Below are 20,029 nucleotides of genomic sequence, written 5' to 3'. Positions count from 1 at the left end.
GTTGCCGCTACGTTTCTACGGTCGAGGCGTGAACTTCGACGGCGACAACGGATGGGACAGTTCGGCCACCCTGGTGGCTGACCGCTGGGTGGAGCGACGCCCACGGCGGCCGGAGGTCGAGGCGCAGTTGTTGCGGGAGACCCGGTTGCTGCCCTGGCTCGCACCGCGACTGCCGCTGCCCGTGCCGATTCCGGAGCTGGTCAGCGAATCACCGTTCGTGGTCCGGCACGCGGTGGTTCGTGGCGAGCCGATCGACAGTTACACGGCGGAGAACGGGGAAGCGCTCGGACGGTTCCTGCGCGCGCTGCACTCCACCCCGCCGGGCGAGGCCACGGAACTCGGCCTCCCGGCCGATACCCACACTCGTCGCGAACGGGCCTGGGCCGATACCCGCTGCCGTCGCGAAGTCCTTCCGCTGCTTCCGGATTCGCTGACCTCGCCCGCGACCGCTCTGCTCGACCGGATCCTGGCCGCACCCGCCGACACCGTGGTCCACGCCGATCTCGGTCCCGAGCACGTACTCGCCGAGGCCGGACGGATCAGCGGCATCATCGATTTCGGCGACGCCCACCTCGGCGACCCCGCGATCGACTTCGCCTGGGCGCTGTTCGGCACTTCTCCCGAATTCGCCGACGCGCTCACCGAAACCTACGGCGTCACACCGGAACTGCGCGCCCGCGCCCAGGACTGGCATCTGCTCGGCCCCTGGTACGAGGTGCTGCGCGGGTACGACACCGACGACCCCGCCATGCGCGAGGACGGCCTCACCGGCGTGATCGAGCGGCTGCGTCAGTTCTTGTTCTGATCCGGGTCCTCGATCAGGCGGCGATGCAGTTCGGCCGTCATGGCGTGGATGGCGCGGGTGAGTTCGGTGTTGGTTTTGAGCTCGAGCTCTTGTTCCTGGAAGTCGTGGTCGGCCTTGGCCTGTTGGAAATCCGCCTGGCGGTTCTGGCCGATCATGACGAAGGTGGACAGGAAGATCGCCTCGAGGGAGACCGCCAGGGTCAGGGTGGGCCAGGGGCTCTTCTCGAAGAAGATCATCCACGCCGCGAAGCCGACGGCGTGGATGTAGACGAAATTCATCGAGCCCGCGAACTTGGTGATCCAGTCCGCCACTCGGAGCTGAATGTTGGCGGCGCGATCGGCCCGAATCTGGGCGAAGGCCGGATGCGGCTGTGGTTTGGGGGCTTGCGTCACCGGCGAATGCTAGCGCCCGGCAGTGAAATTCAGGGTTAACCACCCGCGAAGGGCGGCAGCACGTCGACCCGCGGGGACAGCGGCGCGGTGGCGTCGCGGGTCAGCTCATCGCCGATGAGATACGCGCAGACCTTGAGCATCGGGTCGAGCTTGGGCCCGTAGGTGGCCGACAGGGTGGTGCGCAGGTCGCCGACGGTGGCCCCGGACGGCAGATCCAGGGTCTCCTTCTCCTTGCCGACCGCATCGGCTATCGCGGCGAAATAGCGGACCTCAACCACCGATGGCTCCCATCGTTCGTTCGGGCGGGACGAATCCGACCATGTCGATGCCGTGGCCGGCCGACTTGTTCCACATGGCGCCGCGCCACAGCTGGGCGATCTCGGCGTCGGTCGCACCGGAGCGCAGGGCGCCGCGAATGTCGTACTCCTGATCGCTGAACAGGCAGGAGCGGATTCGGCCGTCGGCGGTCAGGCGAGTGCGGTCGCAGTCGCCGCAGAACTTGCGGGTCACCGAGGCGATGATGCCGACGGTGGCCGGACCGCCGTTGACCTGCCAGCGTTCGGCGGGTGCGGAGGGGTCCTCGCGGCCGACCTCGGTGAGGGTGAACCGGCGGCCCAGCACCTCCAGAAGTTCTTCGGCGGTGACCATGTTCGCGCGCGCCCACTCGTGGTCGGCGTCGAGCGGCATCTCCTCGATGAAGCGCAGTTCCGCGCCCTCGTCGAGACACCATTGCAGCAGATCGGCTGCGCCGTCGAGGGTTTCGCGCATGAGCACGGCGTTCACCTTGAGCGGGGTGAGCCCGGCCGCGATGGCGGCGCGAATACCGGCGAGCACCGAATCCAGGCGGTCGCGGCGGGTCAGGCGGTGGAAGCCATCGCGGTCCACGGTGTCGAGCGAGACATTGATGCGGCCCAGTCCGGCCTCGGCGAGCCCCCGCGCCCGATGCTCGAGCCCGACGCCATTGCTGGTCATGGCCAGCGGCGTGTCCGGCAGCGCCGCATGGCACCCGGCGATGATCCGCTCGAGGTCGCGGCGCATGAGCGGTTCGCCGCCGGTGAATCGCACCTCGTGCACGCCGAGCTCGTGCACCGCGAGCACGACCAGGCGCACGATCTCCTCGGTGGAGAGCAGCTCCTCGGCCGGAATGGCGGGCAGCCCTTCCTCGGGCATGCAATAGGTGCAGCGCAGTGAGCATTTCTCGGTGATGGACACCCGCAGATCCCGCGCGACCCGACCGAAACGGTCCAGCAGATACGGCGTGTCCGGGCGCCCGTCCATCGCGGGCCGCCCGGTACGCACAGCGGGCATGCCCATCGCGACCACGGTCATTCGACCATTATTGCCGGGTTGGCAAGTGTTCGTAGATTCGCACGAGCCGAGTCGGCGCAACGCCCGGTCACGCCTCGGAGGATTCACCCGCGTATAGGCTCACCAGCATGAGTTCCCGGCACGCGCTCGCCCCGGCCCGACCCGTCGAAGACCACCGTCGACGCATCGAGGATGCGCTGCGCCCGCTGGCCGGTCGGATCGCGGAAACGGTCCCGATGGATCGGGCGCTGGGCCGGGTCCTGGCCGAGGATGTGTACTCACCCCTGGACCTGCCGGTATTCCGGAATTCGGCCATGGACGGCTACGCGGTGGCGGCCGAATCGGTGGCCATCGTCCCGGCCACGCTGCCGCTCATCGGGGTGGTGGCCGCGGGCAATACCGGGCAGGTGACGCTGCCGCCGGGGGCCGCGGTCAAGGTCATGACCGGTGCCCCGGTGCCGCCGGGCGCGGACTGCGTCGTGCCGGTGGAGCACACCACCTCCGACGGCGTCACTGTGACGGTCAAAACCAGCCGTGCCGCAGGCGATTTCGTGCGCGAGCCCGGCACCGACGTGCGCACCGGCGACCTGCTGGCCGCCGCGGGCACCCCGCTGCGCCCCCGCCACATCGCGGCGCTGGCCGCGGTCGGCCTGGGCGAGGTGCGGGTGCTGCGCAAGGTGCGGGCGGCGGTGCTGACCACCGGTGACGAATTGCGTCCCGCCGGTTCGACATTGCTGCCCGGCCAGATCTTCAACTCCAATGGCACCGCGCTGGCCGCGGCCCTGGCCGACAATGGCGTCGAGGTCGTGTCGGTCGCGCATTCCACCGACGCGCACGACGAGTTCCGCGCCCGGCTCGCCGAGGCGGTCGCGCAAGCCGATGTGGTGTTCACCTCCGGCGGGGTCTCGATGGGCGACTTCGAGGTCGTCAAGGAGGTCCTCTCCGCCCAGGGCGGCGAATTCGGTTCGGTGGCAATGCAACCCGGCGGCCCGCAGGGACTCAGCACGGTCGACGGCGTGCCGGTGCTGAGCTTCCCGGGCAATCCGGTGAGCACCATGGTGTCCTTCGAGGTCTTCGCCCGCCCGATCCTGCGCGAGCTGGCCGGACTGCCCGCACTGCCGATTTCCGAACTGCCGCTGCTGGATTCGGTGCGCTCCCCCGCCGGGAAGCGACAGTTCCTGCGCGGCAAGCTGGTCGAGGGCGGGGTGGCGCTGGCCACCGGTCAGGGCTCGCATCTGATCGTCTCGATGGCACAGGCCGAGGTGCTCATCGATATTCCGGCCGCCGTCACCGACGTGGCCGCGGGCACGATCGTGGAGGTGCGGCCGCTGTGAATCCGCGCATCCGCACTGTGCCAAGGTGGTCGCTATGAGTGAGTTGTCGCATGTCGACCGTGAGGGTCGCGCCCGGATGGTGGATGTGAGCGCGAAGGCCGATACGGCGCGCATCGCGGTCGCTGCGGGCGAACTCCAGACGACCGCCGAGGTGATCGCGCTGGTCCGGGCCGACAATATGCCCAAGGCCGATGTGCTCAGCACCGCGCGCATCGCCGGAATCAATGGCGCGAAGAAGACTTCCGAGCTGATTCCGCTGTGCCATCAGCTGGCCCTGTCCTCGGTGAACATGTCGTTCGGATTCACCGACACCACCATCACCATCGAGGCGACCGCCAAGACCAAGGGGCCGACCGGGGTCGAGATGGAGGCGCTGACGGCGGTGGCGGTCGCGGGGCTCACACTGCACGACATGGTGAAGGCGGTGGACCCGGCGGCGACGCTGAACGGGGTGCGGCTGATCACCAAAGAGGGTGGCAAGCACGGACATTGGGTGCGACCCGAAGCGGAGCAGCACGCCGGGCACCACCACGAGAAGCACGAGAAGCCCACTGCCGCACCGGCTCCGCTGGCGGGCGAGGGGCGCACCGCCGCCGTGGTCGTGGCCTCGACCGGTGCCGCCGCGGGCACCCGCACCGACACCACCGGGCCCGTGCTCGCGAAATGGCTTGCCGAACAGGGCTTCTCGGTGCGCGGCCCGCTCGTCTTCGCCGACGCCGATATCGCCTACGGTCTGTCCGAAGCCCTGTCGAGCGAGCCCGATCTGATCATCACCACCGGCGGCACCGGGGCCTCCCCCACCGACGCCACCCCGGAAGCAACTCTCGCGCTGATCGATCGCGAACTGCCGGGCGTGGCCGACGCCATCCGACAGGCCGGGACCGCGAAGTTCCCGCTGGCGGCCCTGAGCCGGGGCGTGGCGGGCCTGGTCGGGCGCACCGTGATCGTCAATCTCCCCGGTTCGCCGGGCGGGGTGAAGGACGGCGTTGCCGTGCTGACCCCGATTCTCGAACATCTGCTGGCCCAGGTGGCCGGAGGAGGCAACCATGAGTGAGCTGCTGGCCCGCATCAGCGAACAGCCCCTCGATCCGGCCGAGGTGGAGAAGGCCGTGAGCGGTCCCGAGCACGGCGGCGTCGTGGTCTTCACCGGCAAGGTCCGCGATCACGATGGCGGGCAATCGGTTTCGGCGCTGGAGTACTCCGCCCACCCGCAGGCCGAACAGTTCCTGCGCAAGGTGTGCGCCGAGGTCGCGGCATCGTCCGGGCTGCCGGTGGCGGCCGTGCACCGCATCGGCTCGCTGACCATCGGCGATCTGGCCATCGTGGTGGCGGTGGCCGCCCCGCATCGCGCCGAGGCCTTCACCACCTGCGCCGAACTCGTCGACCGCATCAAGCACGAGGTCCCGATCTGGAAACGCCAGATGTTCGCCGACGGCCTCTCGGAGTGGGTCAACGCCTGCGGGTGAGAGCGAAGTAAGTTCGGGGCATGCATTGGGATCAGATGACGGCCACGCCCGGGGCGCTGCGGACCGCGGCGGCACGACTGCGGCGCGGTGTGGGGCAGTTGGAGATTCTGGCGACCATCATCGAGGCGGCCGAGGGTCCGTGGCTGGGTGCCATGGATTCCGACGGGCGCGGCACCGCCGAGCTGCGGATGCATCTGGCGGGCAAGTACCGCTTCACCGCGGTCGTGACCAGCATGGGCAAACTGACCATGGCGGAAATGCTGTCGCCGGGCCGGGGCAAGCGCTCCGAGCTGGTGCTGTCCACCAAGGCCGCGCAGCGCAAGGGTTTCGACAATCCCAAGGACGTGCCCAAGCCGCAGGAGTGGCTGGACTACGTGGTCGGCTGGGTCAAATACGCCAGTGCCGAGGTGGGGCGGCGCGATGTCGTGGAGTGGCAGTTGAAGGGGGCCGACCAACGGCTGGCCGCCATGAACGACAGCGTCGAGACCATGCGGGCCGCGCTGGTCGAGCGCGAGCAGATGCGCGATGAGCTGGCCGCCGAGGTGGCCGAACTGCGGGCCGAGCTCGAGGCCGAATCAGCCCTCGCCGACAAGCGCGTCGTCGGCGAGAGCGTCGACCTCGGAGACCGTGTCGTCGTCGGCGACGTAGCGCCAGATGGGGAGCAGGGCGTGGTCGTCGAGGGGGATGTCGTCGCGGTGGACGGTGGCGTGCAGCCGGTCGAGGAGAGCGTCCCGGTCGAGGCCGGAGCCGATCAAGACCAGATTGCTGACCCGGGGCTCGTGGCGGCCCCAGCGGGTGGGCTCGATGCCGATGTGCCGGCCGACCATGTGCAGCACGAATTTTCGCGGATCGTCGGGGACGGCGAAGGCGAGCACGCCCTTGGCGCGGAACAGCCCGGCGGGCGGGTCCTCCAGTAGCGCGATGAGTTCGCGCGGATTGAGGTCCGTGTCGGAGGTGAAGGACACGCTGTCGTAGGCGTCGTGCAGGTGGTGATGGTCGTGGCAGTCGTCGTGATGGTCGTGCTCGTCGTGCAGTAGCACGTCGAAGCTGAGCTGCTCACCCACGCGGGGCTCGTGAGGCTCGCGGGTCGGCACGTCGAACAGCAGGCCGGGATCGACGCGGCCGTGACTGGTCGAATACACCGGGACCTGGCCGACCAGGTCGGTGAGCTCGGCGCGAAGTCGTTCCAGCGCCTCGGGTTCGACGCGATCGGACTTGTTGAGCACCACCAGATCGGCCATGCGCAGATGCGTCGCGAGTTCGGGATGCCGTTCCCGGCTCTCCCGGAAATGCTCGGCATCCACGACTTCGACCAGCCCGCCGTATCGAATGCGCGGATTGTCGCTGTTGACCACCATGCGAATGAGATTGCGCGGCTCGGCCAGCCCGCTGGCCTCCACCACGATGACGTCGATCTTCTGCCTGGGATGCGCCAGCCGATCGAACAGCTCGTCCAGTTCGCTCACATCGACCGCGCAGCACACGCAGCCGTTGCCCAGCGACACCATGGCGTCGACCTGCCCGGCCACCAGCATGGCGTCGATATTGACCGCGCCGAAGTCGTTGACCACCACCCCGATCCGCAGATCGCGGGTGCGCAGCAGGCGGTTGAGCAGCGTCGTCTTCCCGGCACCGAGGAATCCGGCCACGATCAGGACTGGAATGCGCGGACTCACGGCGACCACCCTACCCAGGCGCGCCGGGGCGAGCGGCCACCGGTTTGAGGCTGCCGCAGCACGGATGAAACCGGCTGGAAATACCCGGGATCTAGCCTGACTGGCTATTCGGACCGACCACGGGAGGTGCGCCGTGCGGGTGCGGGATCTACTCGATGCGCCGCAATTGCGTATGAGATTGCTGCACGGGGACGCGGGCGAGCTGGACCGACCGGTCGCCCGTGTCTGCGCGACGGATATGCCCGACCCGCGCCCCTTCGTCACCGCGGGCGCGCTGGTCTGCACCGGACTGGTGTGGCGCAAGGACGCCGGGGATTCCGACCGCTATGTCGGCCTGCTGGCCGGGGCCGGGGTCGCGGGCGTGGTGGCCGGGCAGGCGCTGCACGGGCACGTGCCCGAGGATGTGGTGATCGCCTGCGAGCGCCACGGTCTGCCGCTGCTGTCCGCGCCGCAGAGCGTGCCGTTCAGCCGCATCATCGAGTATCTGGCCGAGCAGGCCGCCGAGGTGCGCTGGCGGCGGGTGCAGTCGCGGGCCGACCGGCAGCGCAAGCTGCTCGCCGCGGTCGCCGCCGGAGCCGATATCGAGACCCTGGTCGCGGATTTCGCGGCCGAGCAACAGGTTTCGGCGTGGCTGCTGACCTCCACCGGCACCGTGATCACCGGCACCGCCGACCTGGCACCCGAGGAGATCGATCCCATCATCGCGACCGCCCTGACCGCCCCGCGGCTCCCGGCGGTCACCACCGGCGCGATGCGCGTGCTCCAGGTCGGCGCGGGCGACCGAATCACCGCCTGGTACCTGGTCATCCGCCCCTCGGCCCCCGAATTCGACCCGTACGGCACGGATCTGGCCGCCGTCGCGGAGCTGTACCGCCAGCGCCGCGCCGACCGGCAGCACCTGGATTGGGAACTGGCCGACCGCTTCCCGGTGCCGTTCTCCGAACAACCCGGCGCGGCGGGGGTCGCGCTGGTCTGCGAAATACATGCCGCCCAGCCGGGTGTGTCGGTGGTCGACCCGGACTCCGATGCCGCGCGGCGTGTTTCGGAGGCGACCGGCGCGATGGCCGTGCGCACCGCCCTGCACGACGCCCTGCCGGAGCTCGTCACCTCCATCGACCGGGAGGGCAGGCTCGTCGGGGTGACGGGCGGGACCCAGGAGGGGGTGGCCGCCCTGGTGCGGGAGCGCATCGGTCGAATCGCGCCCGCGCTCAGCGATATTCGGCTGGCCATCGGGATCGGTGCGCGGCAGCCGGAGGAGACCGTGGCGGGAGCCATTGCCGCGGCGGCGGCCGCCTCGACCGCGGCACGCGACGACCTCGCCCCGGTCAGTCTGCGGGTGGCCGATATCGATTCGGCGGTCGGGCTGCTCACCGCGGTGCCCGGCGGATTGCAGCGCCGCTTCGCCGAGCGTGTGCTCGGACCCGTGCTGGAGTACGACCGGCGGCACGGGGCCGGACTGGTGGAGACGCTCGGCGTGTATCTCGGCTGTGAGGGTTCGTGGCGGCAGGCCGCGGATCGAATGCATCTGCATCTCAATACCGTTCGCTATCGCATCGGGCGGGTGGAGGAGCTGACCGGGCGCGATCTCGGGCGACTCGACGATCGGCTGGACCTGTATCTGGCGGTGCGGACGCTGTTCGGTCAGACCGCGCCGGTGTAGAGGTCCCAGGCGATTCCGGCGTCGGGTGCGCCCTCGCGCAGCACGCTGGCCTGGATCAGTCCGTAGGGGCGGTCGTCGGCGTGGAACACCTCGCCCTGGTTCGGGACGCCGAAACGCTCTGTGTCATAGGCGAAGTGATGTTTGTTGGGAGCGGAGAGCCGGACCTCGCCCAGGCAGGGGTAGGCCTCCAACGCGGCCTTGCCCATGTCGAACAGTGTCTGCTGCAGGGCTTTCGAGTGTCGGGTCGCGAACGTCTCGACCAGGGCGGCGCGAACGCCGTGGTAGGCGGCGTCCCAGTCGTCGGGTGGGGTCGTGAAGCGCCAGCGGGCGATGAGGCTGGTGGCCAGAATCCGGTCGTAAGCTGGTTCGAGCACTGTGAAGGGATCGGTCAGGAAGCCCGCGAATTCCGAGCCGGTGGACTTGAGGATGACCAGATCCTTGACCCCGCCGATCACCCATTCGCGGCGGTCCGCGCCGGAGCCGGCGACCGTGATCGCCGCGATCCGCACCTCCGGCCCGATCCGCGTCCAGGTGTGGTCGTGTTCGACGCCCGCCACCGGAACCCGTTGCCAGGCATACTCTTCGATCTCGATGCGGGCCGAATCCACCGGCGCGATATCGTCCACGAAATGCCGGGCCAGGGCCAGCCCGTACGCCTCGATGCTGCCGTCGCCGTGACTCTTGGCGTAGGTGTAGATGGTCTGCTTCTGCGAATCCGTCGGCAGCACCGCGCCCTGATCACCGGTCGTGTGCGCCTCGTCGAACGCGCCACGCAGGCACGAGGAGACGTTCAGATCCCGGATCTCGTGCCGGGGCGTGTCGCGGTAGATGCGCACCACCCGGTTCTCGGCCTTCCCGTACTGGTGCGGGCCGAGGACGATCCGGCCGGTGGATTCAGTCATGCCGACACTTTCGCGCACGAACCCGGTGGCGCAGGCTGGTTCCGGAGACAAAACGCCGGACCGAATCCTGGCGGCCTTTGGGCGAACCGGACAAAGCCGTGCGCCGCGGCGGCTGCCTAGGGTGACTCCATGACCTCGCTTCATCCCGTCGACACCCGACTGCCGTGGCCTCGGTTGCTGGTGTTCGGCATCCAGCACGTGCTGATCATGTACACCGGATGTGTCACGGTGCCTTTGGTATTCGGCGCGGCCGCGGGCCTCGACAAGTCCACCGTCGCCCTGTTGATCAGCGCCGACCTGCTGGTGGCGGGCATTATCACCATGGTGCAGAGCCTCGGGCTGGGTAGGTTCGCGGGCGCGCGGCTGCCGATCATCACCGGCGCGACCTTCGTGGCCATGAGCCCGATGATCCTGATCACCAAGGACTATGGGATTCAGGCGATGTACGGGTCACTGCTGCTGGGCGGCGTGCTCGGCATCGCGCTGGCGTGGCCGTTCGCCGCGCTGGTTCGCTTCTTCCCGCCGCTGGTGAGCGGAACCGTGCTGACCGTGGTCGGCATCTCGCTGATCGGGGTGGCGGGCGGCCTGGTCGTGGGCAGCGATCCCACGGCCGCCAGCTTCGCCGCGCCCTCGCGGATCGCGCTGGCCGCGGCGGTGCTGGTCGTCGCGCTGGTGTGCACGGTGCTCGGGCGCGGCGTGTGGTCTCAGCTGGGCGTGCTGATCGCGCTGATCGTGGGCATCGTCATCTCGATCCCGATGGGTCTGATCGAACTCGGCGGGGTGTCGAAGGCGGCTTGGTTCGGCGCGCCCCACCCCTTCCATTTCGGCGCACCGCATTTCCCGATCACCGCGGTGGTGGCCATGACCATCGCCATGGCCGTCATCTTCGCCGAGTCCACCGCCAGCATGCTGGCCATCGGTGAGATCACCGGAAAGCCGCTGACCCGAGCCGATCTGGCGCGCGGCCTCATCGGCGACGGGCTCTCGGCCGTGCTGGCCGGTGTCCTGAACTCGTTCGTGGACACCATCTTCAACCAGAACGTGGGCGCACTCGCCAACACCCGCGTCTACAGCCGCTACGTGACGGCGGTCAGCGGCGCGATCCTGGTGGTGCTGGGCCTGATTCCGCGTTTCGGCGCGCTGGTCGCCGCGGTCCCCCAGCCGGTGGTCGGCGGTGTCGGCCTGGTGCTGTTCGCCACCATCGCGGTCATCGGCGTGGACACCCTGCGCAAGGCCGACCTCTCGGATCGGGTGAACCTCAGCATCATCGCCGTCTCGATCGGCGTCGGCCTGGTGCCGGTCCTCACCAAGGGCATGTTCGAGAAGTTCCCCTCCTCGGCCCAGATCCTGCTCAACAGCGGCATCAGCCTGGCCGCCCTCACCGCCTTCACCCTCAACCTCCTGTTCAACCACACCGCACTCGGCGAATACGCCCGCGGCGCACTGACTTCCGCCACCCCGACACCCGACCCGGACGCCACCGACACGGTGGCCGCCACCTGATCCCCTCCTCCTCATCGGGGACACCGAAGCCGTGGATTCCGCGCGAATCCACGGCTTCGGTGTGCATATCCACGGGCGCAGCGTGATCGGTGCCATAGCCTGGCGGCGTGCGAGTAGTGGTGGCGAATCGTGGTGAGGTCGCGGTCCGGGTGATCCGGACGGCGCGGGAGCTCGGATACCGGACGGCGGTGGTGCACACCGCGGAGGACTACGGGAGTCGCGCCGTGCGGCTCGCGGACGAGGCGTATGTGACACCGGGCAGCGGCGCGGCGGGCTACCTCGACATCGCGGCGGTGGTCGCGGCCGCGGCGGCCTGCGGGCCGGGGGCGCTGGTGCACCCGGGGTACGGGTTCCTCAGTGAGAGCGCCGAATTCGCGACGGCCTGCGCGGCGGCGGGACTGACCTTCGTCGGACCGTCGCCCGACGTGCTGCGCGTGTTCGGGGACAAGGTCGCCGCGCGTGAGGCGGCCGAGCGGGCCGGGGCGACGGTGCTGCCCGCCACCAAATCCGGTATCTCCGCCGACGAGGTCGCGGCCTTCCTCGCCGATCACCCGAACGGGGTGATGGTCAAGGCCGCGGCGGGCGGCGGCGGCCGCGGCATGCGCACGGTGCTCGACGCCGCGCAGGTGGCCGAGGTCGTCGAACGCTGCCGGGCCGAGGCCCGCGCGGGATTCGGCGACGACAGCCTCTACGCGGAGGCGCTCGTGACCCGGGCCCGCCATATCGAGGTGCAGGTGGTGGCCGACGGACTCGCGGCGGTGGCGCTGGGTGATCGCGATTGCAGCGTGCAGCGGCGACGCCAGAAGCTGATCGAGGTCGCGCCCGCCCCGGATCTGCCCGCGGGCGTGCGGGATCGGGTGCAGCGCGAGGCGGTGCGGATCGCCGAGGCCGTCGGCTGCCGGGGCGTCATCACCGTGGAATTCCTGGTGGACGGCACGGATGTCTGGTTCCTGGAAGTGAATCCGCGACTGCAGGTCGAGCACACCGTGACCGAGGCGGTGACGGGCGTGGATCTGGTCGCGCTGCAACTGGAGCTGGCGCGGGGCGCGACGCTGGCCGAACTGGATCTGCCCAAGCAGGAGCCGCGGGGCTATGCCGTGCAGGCGCGGGTGAACGCGGAACTGCTGGCGGCCGACGGCACGGTGCTGCCGAGCACCGGGGTGATCGGCCGGTTCGATGCCCCGACCGGGCCGGGCGTGCGGGTGGACACCGCCGCTCAGGTGGGCATGCGGCAGGGCGTCGGCTTCGACTCGCTGCTCGCCAAGATCATCGCCGCCGCGCCGACGTATCGCGCCGCGCTGCAACGGTGTTCGGACGCGCTGGCCGAAACGGTGATCCACGGCGTGGACACCAACCTGCAGCTGCTGCGGGCCGCGCTCGCCGACCTGGGCGGCAGCGAACCGGTCACCACCGAATGGTTCGAGCAGAACCTCGACGAATTGCGTTCGCGGGCGGAATCCTTCGAAGATCCAACCGCACCGGAGCCGACCGAGCGGGCCACCGCGACCGCGCTCGAACTCTCCGAAGGCGAACAGGCCCTGCGCTCCCCGATGGGCGCCACGGTCGTCTCGCTCGCCGAGCCGGGCAGCGTGCTCGCGGCGGGCGCCGAGGTCGCGGTGCTGGAAGCCATGAAGATGCAGCACGTGGTGCGGGCGACCGAGCCGCTGCGGGTGCTGCGGCACGCCGTCGCGCCGGGAGACGTGGTCGACCCCCATGCCGTATTGGTGACCTGGGCGGCCGCCGACCACGACGGTCCGGCGACGGAATCGACCGTGGTGGACCTGGATTCGATCCGCCCCGATCTCGCGGAGGTCCGCGACCGCCACGACATCACCCTGGACGCCCGGCGCGCGTCCGCGGTCGCCAAGCGGCACCGGCTCGGGCGGCGCACGGCCCGCGAGAACATCGCCGATCTGGTCGATGCCGACAGCTTCGTCGAATACGGGGCCCTGGCCGTCGCCGCGCAGCGCAGTCGCCGCGGCCTCGAGGACCTGATCGCGAACACCCCCGCCGACGGTCTCATCGCGGGCCTGGCCACCATCGATGCCGACCGCTTCGGCCCGGACCGCTCGCGCGTCCTGGTCATGTCCTACGACTACACGGTCCTGGCGGGCACCCAGGGCATGCGCAATCACGCCAAGACCGACCGCATGCTGGAATTGGCCCGCGAACAACGACTTCCGGTGGTGTTCTTCACCGAGGGCGGCGGCGGCCGGCCCGGCGACACCGACCACGGCGGCATCTCCGGGCTCGATGTCACCACCTTCCGCGCCATGGGCGCGCTCTCGGGGCAGGTGCCGCTGATCGGCATCGTCTCCGGCCGCTGCTTCGCCGGAAACGCCGCGCTGCTGGGCATGTGCGATGTCGTGATCGCCACGCCCGACGCCAATATCGGCATGGGCGGACCGGCCATGATCGAGGGCGGCGGGCTGGGCGTGTACGCGCCCGAGGACATCGGGCCCGTGGACGTGCAGCGGCGCAACGGGGTGATCCACGTGGTCGCCGCCGACGAGGCCGAGGCCGTGGCGGTCGCCCGGCGGTATCTGTCGTATTTCCAAGGGGCCGTGACCGATTGGGAGGCACCGGACCCGAGGCTGGCACGCCACGTGGTTCCGGACAATCGCCTGCGGGCCTTCGACATTCGCGCCGCCATCGAGTCCATCGTCGATATCGGCTCGTTCCTGGAACTGCGCCGCGACTGGGGCGTGGGCATCGTCACCGCGCTGGTGCGCGTGGAGGGCCGCCCGTTCGGCCTCATCGCCAATGACTGCCATCACCTGGGCGGCGCGATCGACGCACCCGCCGCCGACAAGCTCTCCGCGTTCCTCCAGCTGTGCGGCGCGCACGACCTGCCCATCGTGTCCCTCTGCGACACACCGGGTTTCATGGTCGGACCCGAGGCCGAGAAGGAGGCGACCGTCACCAAGTTCAGCCGCCTGTTCATCGACTCCGCCGCCCTCGACGTCCCCTTCGGCACCGTCATACTGCGCAAGGGCTACGGCCTGGGCGCACAGGCCATGGCCGCGGGCTCCTTCCGCGCACCGCGCTTCGTCATCGCCTGGCCCACCGGCGAAATCGGCGGCATGGGCCTGGAAGGCGCGGTCCGCCTGGGCTTCGCCAAGGAACTCGCCGCCCTCGAGGACCCCGTCCAACGCCAGGCCGCCTTCGACGCCCTCGTCAAGGCCGCCTACGACGCGGGCAAGGCCCTCACCGCCGCAACGGTTCTCGAACTCGACGACGTCATCGACCCCGCCGACACGCGCCGCTGGATTCGAACCCTGCGCTGAGCATCCGCTCAGCGCGACGGCGCGCGCAGGCGGCGATAGAGGGCGTAGGCGAGGGTGATCGCCGCTACCCCGCCCAGGGAGCGACCGGCGCTCACGTAGCGGCGACGCCGCGCGCCGCGGACTCGGAGCTGGAGGCGTTCCTCGGTGAGGTCGGCGTAGCGACCGGGGAGGAAGGTGTCGAAGTATTCGGAGAGGAAGTTGTCGGTGCGGCGGACGGGGAGACCCATGTCGCGCATGAGGTCGTCGATGTGGTGGGCGAGGTAGGGGCCGAGGTAGTAGCCCTCGGGGCGGGCGGGCATGACCTCACTGAGCCATTCGCCGACTCGTGTTATCTCGCTGTGCATGTCGTCGGCCGTGGGCAGGTTCAGCTCGCCGAGGAAATGCTGGGAGAGCCAGTGCGCCGAGACCTCCGCGCTGAGCTGGCAGGCGTCGGAGGACCCGTAGCCGATGAAGCCCAGCCGCGGCAGGGTCGGGGGCAGGATGTGGCGGTACAGCCGGAACCGCCCCTCGGACCGCACGGTCTTCTCCAGGTCCGGTGCGAGGAATTCCAGCTCCTGCCGCCAGCCGGTGGCGAAGACGATCACATCGGCCTCGAGCCGCTGGCCGCTGGCGAGTTGGACCGCCGTTCCCCCGGGGAACGCGGCAATGCTGTCCCGCCGCAAGGCGATTCGCCCGCGCCGCGCCATCCGGAAGAACTCGTCGCCGACACCGAGGTTCTCGATTCCGGCGGGCAGCGGCGCATCGGGCGTCATGATCTTCGGCGAGCGCAGCAGCATTCGCATGACGGCCGAGATCACCCGCCAATACCGTTCGGTCATCTTCTTGCCCGGCCCGTGCAGGAACCGCTCGATCCGGCTCTGCCGGTGATACCGAAAGAACGACTCGGCGAAGCGATTCAGAATCGTCCGATCCGACGGCGTCCCGCCCGGCAGGAACCGCGGCAGCATGGGATGCGGCTTGCGGAACACCAGCGTGCACTCGCGCGCGTGCTCCCCCGCCCACGCCGCGCAGTCCAGCGCCGACTTTCCCGCCCCGACCACGATCACCCGCCGCCCGGCGACCAGCCCCGGATCGACGGCCTGGCTGGAATGCAGCAGCACGCCCCCGAACTCGTTGCCGCCCTCGATATCCGGGACCTGCGGTGTGGAGAACACCCCCGCGCACACCGCCACGAAATCGAAGCGCAGATCCTCGACGCCGTCCGGCCCGCACACCTTCAGCTCGAAGCCGTCGGTCACCTCCGACACCCGAATCACCTCGGTGGACAGCCGCAGCATCGGGGCCAATCCGAACCGGTCCACATACGAGGCGAGATACTCGCGCACCTGTCCGGCGGTGGGGAACACATCGGCCGACTCCGGATACGGATGATCGGTGTAGGCGTAGGTGTCGCGGGAATTGTTGGTGCGCAAGCCCGGATAGGTGCGCGATTCGATCCACACACCGCCCGGGGCGTCCTCCTTGTCGAAGACGACGACCTCGAATCCGTCGTCCCGCAGCACCTTCGCGGTCGCCAGTCCCGCGATGCCCGCGCCGATGACCCCGACGCGTCCGCCCGTGAAGTTGTCCCTGCCGCCCGCACTCGTCACGTCCGATTATCCCCTCTGGACCTGCACGTTCCCGGCCTCACGCTACGGCAGCGCAGGGCCCGGCGTACACGGCTCGAGGCGACTCGCCAAATGGCGGTCGGTATGGGCGTGTCGTGATTTCCGGCCGAAATCGCTTAAATGGGACGAACTTACGAGACGGGCAGCTCCGGAATGCGCGTGGCGCGGGCGTAGACGGTCTCACCCTCGGCCAGGTGCAGCGCCTCGGCGTCACCGCGGGTGACCTGCGCGGTGAACAGATCACCGGTCGCGGCGTTGCGCAGTTCCACCCGCACCTCGAAGCCGAGGTGCACCACCCGCTCCACCGTCGCCCGGGTGACGCCCGCGGACTCCGCGGTGCCCTCGTGCGCGGCCAGCGCCATGCTCGGATCCCGGCCGACGCGAATGTCGTGCGGCCGCACCAGATGTCCGTTGAGCTTGGCCACCGCGCCCAGGAACGACATGACGAATTCATTGGCGGGCCGGTCGTACACGTCCTCCGGGCTGCCGACCTGCTCGATGCGGCCCTTGTTCATCACCGCGATGCGGTCGGCCACATCCAGGGCCTCCTCCTGGTCGTGGGTGACCAGCACGGTGGTGACGTGCACTTCCTCGTGCAGCCGACGCAGCCAAGTGCGCAGGTCCGCACGGACTTTCGCGTCCAGCGCGCCGAACGGCTCGTCCAGCAGCAGCACCTGCGGATCCACGGCCAGCGCGCGGGCCAGGGCCATGCGCTGACGCTGACCACCCGACAGCTGCGCCGGATACCGGTGCTGGAAGCCGTCCAGGCCGACGATCTCGAGCAGGTCGTCGACCTTCTTCTTGATCTCGCCCTTGGGCCGCTTGCGGATCTTGAGCCCGAAGGCCACATTGTCGCGCACGGTCATGTGCTTGAACGCGGCGTAATGCTGGAACACGAAACCGATATCGCGTTTCTGCGGCACCACATTGGTGACGTCCTTGCCCGCGATGGTGACCACGCCGGTGTCGAGGTTCTCGAGTCCCGCGATCGAGCGCAGCAGCGTCGACTTGCCCGAACCGGACGGGCCCAGCAGCGCGGTCAGCTCGCCCGACGGAATGTCGATGCTGACGTCGTCGAGGGCGGCGAAGCTGCCGTAGCGCTTGTTCGCATTGGTCACGGTGATCATTTGGCAGTGCCCCGCTTGCGTTCTAGAAGGGTCATGAGCAGAAGGACAACGAGGGCGATGCCCATGAGCAGGGTCGCCGCGCAGTACGCGCCGAAGGTGTTGTGATCGTTGACGTATCGCCCGTTCACCAGCAGCGTGAGCGTCTGCGACTTGCCGGGCAGACCGGTGGAAACCATGATCACCGCGCCGAATTCGCCCAGCGCGCGGGCCACGGTCAACACGATGCCGTAGGTCAGGCCCCAGCGGATCGCCGGAAGGGTGATGCGCCAGAACGTCTGCCAGCCCGACGCGCCCAGCGTGGCCGCGGCCTGCTCCTGATCGTCGCCGATCTCGTGCAGCACCGGTTCGACCTCGCGCACCACGAACGGCAGCGTCACGAAGATGGTCGCGATGATCATGCCCGGCAGATTGAAGATGATCTTCAACCCGTGGCTCTCCAGCCCGCCGAACCAGCCGTTGGCACCCCACAGCAGGATCAGCGAAACACCCACCACCACCGGCGAAGTCGCCATCGGCAGGTCCACCACGGCCTGCAGCAGGTTGCGGCCCGGGAACTTTCCGCGCACCAGCGCGATCGCGATGATCACGCCGAAGATCACGTTCACCGGCACCGTGATCGCCACGATGGTCAGCGTCAGATTGAACGCCGAGATGGCCGCGGGCGTGGTGATCGAATCGAAGAACGCGCCGAGACCGCGTTCGAAGGTGCGCCACAGGATGATGCCCAGCGGCACCAGCAGCAGGATGAACAGATACGCCAGCGCCACCGTGCGCAGCGAGATCTTCGTCCAGAAGCCGACTTTCATCTACGCCTCCCGTTCCTTGCGCGCCAGGCGGTCCGCGGTGACCCGCAGGACGAACAGGGTGAGCAGCGAGATCGCCAGCAGCGCCACGGACACCGCGGCGGCGTTCACCGGCCGGTCCACCTCGATCTGCTGCTGGATGTACTGCGAGGCCATCTGCGTCTTCTTCGGAATGCCGCCGCCGATCAGCACCACCGACCCGTATTCGCCGATGGCACGGGCGAAGGCCAGACCCGAACCGCTCACGATGGCCGGGGCCAGCGTGGGCAGGATGATGGTCCGGAAGGTGGTCCAGTTGTCCGCGCCCAGCGACGCGGCCGCCTGCTCCACGTCCCGGTCGGCCTCGATGAGCACCGGCTGCACCGAGCGCACCACGAACGGCAGCGTCACGAACGCCAGCGCCACCACCAGACCGGGCTGGGTGGCATTGAGGTGAATGTCCAACGGCGACTGCGGGCCGTACAGCGCCAACAGCACGATGCTGGCCACGATGGTGGGCAGCGCGAACGGCAGATCGATGAAGCCGTTCACGATGCCCTTGCCCGGGAAGTCGTCCCGCACCAGCACCCACGCGATGAGCGTGCCCATCACCACATTGATGGCCGTCACGATGACCGAGACCAACACGGTCACCCGCAGGGCGTCCAGCGCGGCGGGCGCGGTCACCGCGTCCCAGAATCCGGACCAACCGTCGTCGAAGGACTTGACGGTCAGCGCCGCCAACGGCAGCAGCACGATGATGCTGAGCCACAGCACCGAGGTGCCGATCCCGAGCGGGCCCACCGACCCGCTCACCCGGAACCAGGAGCGGAGCCGCCCCGCACCCGGCCGCCGCGGGTTGTCGTCTATCGAAACGCCGGAACCGAGATCGGTTCCGGCGTTCGAACTGCTGTCACTCACAGTGTCGAGTATCGCTTGTGTCGCAGGTCACCCGACTACTTGGTGGCCTTGTCGTAGATCTGCGCGACCGAACCGGTGTTCGGGGTGAACAGCTCCTTGTCGACGGTCTTCCAGCCACCCAGGTCCGCGATGGTGTACAGCTTGGCCGGGGTCGGGAAGTCCTTGGCGTGGTCGGCGACCACCTTCGGGTCGACCGGACGGAAGCCGGCGTCCGCGAACGCCTGCTGGGCGTCGGTGGTGTAGAGGAAGTCGCGGAACGCGGTGGCCTGCTTCAGGTTCTTGGCGTTCTTGAGCACCGCGACCGGGTTGTCGATGCGGAAGGTGGTGTCCGGGATGAAGTGCTCGATCGGATCACCCTTCTGCTCGGAGAAGATGGCCTCGTTCTCGTAGCTGATCAGCACGTCGCCGGTGCCCTGCAGGAAGGTGTCGGTGGCCTCGCGGCCCGACTTCGGCTGCACGTGCACGTGGCCCAGCAGCTGGCTCAGGTAGTCCAGACCGGCCTGCGGGTTCTTGCCGCCCTCGCTCTTGGCGGCGTAGGGGGCCAACAGGTTCCACTTGGCCGAACCCGAGGAGAACGGGTTGGGGGTGACCACCTCGATGCCCGGCTTGAGCAGGTCGTCCCAGGTCTTGATGCCCTTGGGGTTGCCCTTGCGGACCGCGATGGCGACGACCGAACCGAACGGGACGCCCTTGTTGGCGTCGGCGTTCCAGCTCGCGTCGACCTGGCCGGAATCCACCAGGCGGGTGATGTCGGGCTCGACGGAGAAGCTCACGAAGTCGGCCTCCGCGCCGTCCTTGACCTTGCGGGACTGATCGCCCGACGGGCCGTAGGAGGCCTGGAACTGCACGCCCTTGCCCGCGTCGGTCTTGTTGAAGACCGGGGTCACCTTGTCGTAGGCGGCCTTGGCCACCGAGTACGCGTACAGGTTCACGGTGCCGCCACCGCTCGTGGCCTGGCCGCCGTCCTTGGTGTCGCTCGAGCCGCCGCCGCAGGCGGTCAGCACGGTGGCGACAACGGCCGTCGCGGCGACGGCGAAGGTAGATCGGCGAGAGAGACGGGTAGTGCGGAACATCGGCGTGGACCTTTCCGGGGGACCCCCGCCGGTAGTCACGTCGACCGGCGGGAAGATTGCGTACTGCCGTAGACCCGCCGCGGGAACCATGCGACGGTGGCGCTCCGGCCCGAGGGCCGCCGGGGGGACGAACACGAACTGCGAAAAGGTGCGCGCGCCAGTCTACTCAGACGGTGCAGCAGTGCC

17 protein-coding genes are annotated in these 20,029 nt (G+C 69.2%); 7 read left to right on the top strand and 10 right to left on the bottom strand.

Translation table 11 applies throughout. From position 1 onward, the window contains the following. Positions 1 to 28 precede the first annotated feature (28 nt). Positions 29 to 805, top strand: coding sequence for a phosphotransferase (locus tag VMT65_RS30240; protein WP_326311883.1), 777 nt, complete (start codon positions 29 to 31; stop codon positions 803 to 805). Here the strand turns inward: VMT65_RS30240 and VMT65_RS30235 are convergent. Genes VMT65_RS30235 through moaA form a run of 3 tightly spaced genes read right to left on the bottom strand, consistent with a single transcriptional unit; the run spans position 790 to position 2,526 of the window. Then, positions 790 to 1,197 carry a DUF1003 domain-containing protein gene (locus VMT65_RS30235; protein WP_326311882.1) on the bottom strand — a complete coding sequence of 136 codons (408 nt, stop codon included), beginning with the start codon at positions 1,195 to 1,197 and terminating at the stop codon, positions 790 to 792. The two genes, VMT65_RS30240 and VMT65_RS30235, sit on opposite strands and share 16 nt — an antisense overlap. Before the next feature lie 35 nt (positions 1,198 to 1,232). Next, positions 1,233 to 1,475 carry a MoaD/ThiS family protein gene (locus tag VMT65_RS30230; protein ID WP_326311881.1) on the bottom strand — a complete coding sequence of 81 codons (243 nt, stop codon included), beginning with the start codon at positions 1,473 to 1,475 and terminating at the stop codon, positions 1,233 to 1,235. Then, entirely contained in the window at positions 1,468 to 2,526 is a 1,059-nt protein-coding gene (gene moaA / locus VMT65_RS30225) for a GTP 3',8-cyclase MoaA (RefSeq protein ID WP_326311880.1), read from the bottom strand. Before moaA ends, VMT65_RS30230 begins: the two co-directional genes overlap by 8 nt. Positions 2,527 to 2,633: 107 nt before the next feature. Here moaA and VMT65_RS30220 point away from each other — a divergent pair, with 107 nt between their 5' ends. From VMT65_RS30220 to VMT65_RS30210, 3 genes are read left to right on the top strand one after another with little or no spacing between them, the layout of a single operon-like run. Then, positions 2,634 to 3,839, top strand: a complete 1,206-nt coding sequence (locus VMT65_RS30220) for a molybdopterin molybdotransferase MoeA (protein ID WP_326311879.1) — start codon at positions 2,634 to 2,636, stop codon at positions 3,837 to 3,839. Between the two features lie 34 nt (positions 3,840 to 3,873). After that, entirely contained in the window at positions 3,874 to 4,893 is a 1,020-nt protein-coding gene (moaCB, locus tag VMT65_RS30215) for a bifunctional molybdenum cofactor biosynthesis protein MoaC/MoaB (RefSeq protein WP_326311878.1), read from the top strand. Continuing rightward, a complete protein-coding gene (locus VMT65_RS30210; protein ID WP_326311877.1) occupies positions 4,886 to 5,305 on the top strand; it encodes a molybdenum cofactor biosynthesis protein MoaE in 420 nt (139 codons plus the stop codon). The genes moaCB and VMT65_RS30210 overlap by 8 nt, the downstream gene beginning before the upstream one ends. A gap of 575 nt (positions 5,306 to 5,880) precedes the next feature. Here the strand turns inward: VMT65_RS30210 and VMT65_RS30205 are convergent. Further along, the gene (locus VMT65_RS30205; RefSeq protein WP_326311876.1) at positions 5,881 to 6,981 is read right to left on the bottom strand and encodes a CobW family GTP-binding protein; all 1,101 of its coding nucleotides are present in this window, start codon (positions 6,979 to 6,981) and stop codon (positions 5,881 to 5,883) included. 139 nt (positions 6,982 to 7,120) lie between these two features. Between VMT65_RS30205 and VMT65_RS30200 the strand changes: the two genes are divergently transcribed. After that, positions 7,121 to 8,641 (top strand): helix-turn-helix domain-containing protein, encoded by a 1,521-nt coding sequence (locus VMT65_RS30200; RefSeq protein WP_326311875.1) that lies wholly within the window; start codon positions 7,121 to 7,123, stop codon positions 8,639 to 8,641. Here VMT65_RS30200 and pucL read toward each other — a convergent pair. After that, entirely contained in the window at positions 8,623 to 9,543 is a 921-nt protein-coding gene (gene pucL, locus VMT65_RS30195) for a factor-independent urate hydroxylase (RefSeq protein ID WP_326311874.1), read from the bottom strand. The genes VMT65_RS30200 and pucL overlap by 19 nt on opposite strands. A gap of 129 nt (positions 9,544 to 9,672) precedes the next feature. Here pucL and VMT65_RS30190 point away from each other — a divergent pair, with 129 nt between their 5' ends. Next, positions 9,673 to 11,046, top strand: coding sequence for a uracil-xanthine permease family protein (locus tag VMT65_RS30190; RefSeq protein WP_326311873.1), 1,374 nt, complete (start codon positions 9,673 to 9,675; stop codon positions 11,044 to 11,046). A 107-nt stretch (positions 11,047 to 11,153) separates the two neighbouring features. Then, positions 11,154 to 14,333, top strand: coding sequence for an acetyl-CoA carboxylase family protein (locus VMT65_RS30185; RefSeq protein ID WP_326311872.1), 3,180 nt, complete (start codon positions 11,154 to 11,156; stop codon positions 14,331 to 14,333). Between the two features lie 8 nt (positions 14,334 to 14,341). Here the strand turns inward: VMT65_RS30185 and VMT65_RS30180 are convergent, their stop codons facing one another. The 5 genes from VMT65_RS30180 to VMT65_RS30160 form a co-directional block, all read right to left on the bottom strand. Then, a complete protein-coding gene (locus VMT65_RS30180) occupies positions 14,342 to 15,922 on the bottom strand; it encodes a flavin-containing monooxygenase (protein WP_326311871.1) in 1,581 nt (526 codons plus the stop codon). A 149-nt stretch (positions 15,923 to 16,071) separates the two neighbouring features. Further along, positions 16,072 to 17,067, bottom strand: a complete 996-nt coding sequence (locus VMT65_RS30175; RefSeq protein WP_326311870.1) for a sulfate/molybdate ABC transporter ATP-binding protein — start codon at positions 17,065 to 17,067, stop codon at positions 16,072 to 16,074. Beyond that, on the bottom strand, positions 17,064 to 17,873 hold the full coding sequence (gene cysW / locus VMT65_RS30170) for a sulfate ABC transporter permease subunit CysW (protein ID WP_326311869.1): 810 nt from the start codon (positions 17,871 to 17,873) through the stop codon (positions 17,064 to 17,066). Before cysW ends, VMT65_RS30175 begins: the two co-directional genes overlap by 4 nt. After that, positions 17,874 to 18,719: a sulfate ABC transporter permease subunit CysT gene (cysT, locus tag VMT65_RS30165; protein ID WP_442790339.1), complete on the bottom strand. Its 846-nt coding sequence runs from the start codon at positions 18,717 to 18,719 to the stop codon at positions 17,874 to 17,876. Positions 18,720 to 18,805: 86 nt separating this feature from the next. Beyond that, positions 18,806 to 19,843, bottom strand: a complete 1,038-nt coding sequence (locus VMT65_RS30160) for a sulfate ABC transporter substrate-binding protein (RefSeq protein ID WP_326311868.1) — start codon at positions 19,841 to 19,843, stop codon at positions 18,806 to 18,808. Between the last annotated feature and the right edge of the window lie 186 nt (positions 19,844 to 20,029).

Source organism: Nocardia sp. CDC153 (assembly GCF_035818515.1).
GTDB lineage: Bacteria > Actinomycetota > Actinomycetes > Mycobacteriales > Mycobacteriaceae > Nocardia.
This window is presented reverse-complemented; position numbering and strand designations above follow the sequence as displayed.

Bases quoted from the DNA above. Each gene is read 5' to 3' on its own strand.
- moaA (WP_326311880.1), bottom strand. From the start codon at position 2,526: ATGACCGTGGTCGCGATGGGCATGCCCGCTGTGCGTACCGGGCGGCCC.
- VMT65_RS30220 (WP_326311879.1), top strand. From the start codon at position 2,634: ATGAGTTCCCGGCACGCGCTCGCCCCGGCCCGACCCGTCGAAGACCAC.
- moaCB (WP_326311878.1), top strand. From the start codon at position 3,874: ATGAGTGAGTTGTCGCATGTCGACCGTGAGGGTCGCGCCCGGATGGTG.
- VMT65_RS30210 (WP_326311877.1), top strand. From the start codon at position 4,886: ATGAGTGAGCTGCTGGCCCGCATCAGCGAACAGCCCCTCGATCCGGCC.
- pucL (WP_326311874.1), bottom strand. From the start codon at position 9,543: ATGACTGAATCCACCGGCCGGATCGTCCTCGGCCCGCACCAGTACGGG.
- VMT65_RS30190 (WP_326311873.1), top strand. From the start codon at position 9,673: ATGACCTCGCTTCATCCCGTCGACACCCGACTGCCGTGGCCTCGGTTG.
- VMT65_RS30175 (WP_326311870.1), bottom strand. From the start codon at position 17,067: ATGATCACCGTGACCAATGCGAACAAGCGCTACGGCAGCTTCGCCGCC.
- cysW (WP_326311869.1), bottom strand. From the start codon at position 17,873: ATGAAAGTCGGCTTCTGGACGAAGATCTCGCTGCGCACGGTGGCGCTG.
- VMT65_RS30160 (WP_326311868.1), bottom strand. From the start codon at position 19,843: ATGTTCCGCACTACCCGTCTCTCTCGCCGATCTACCTTCGCCGTCGCC.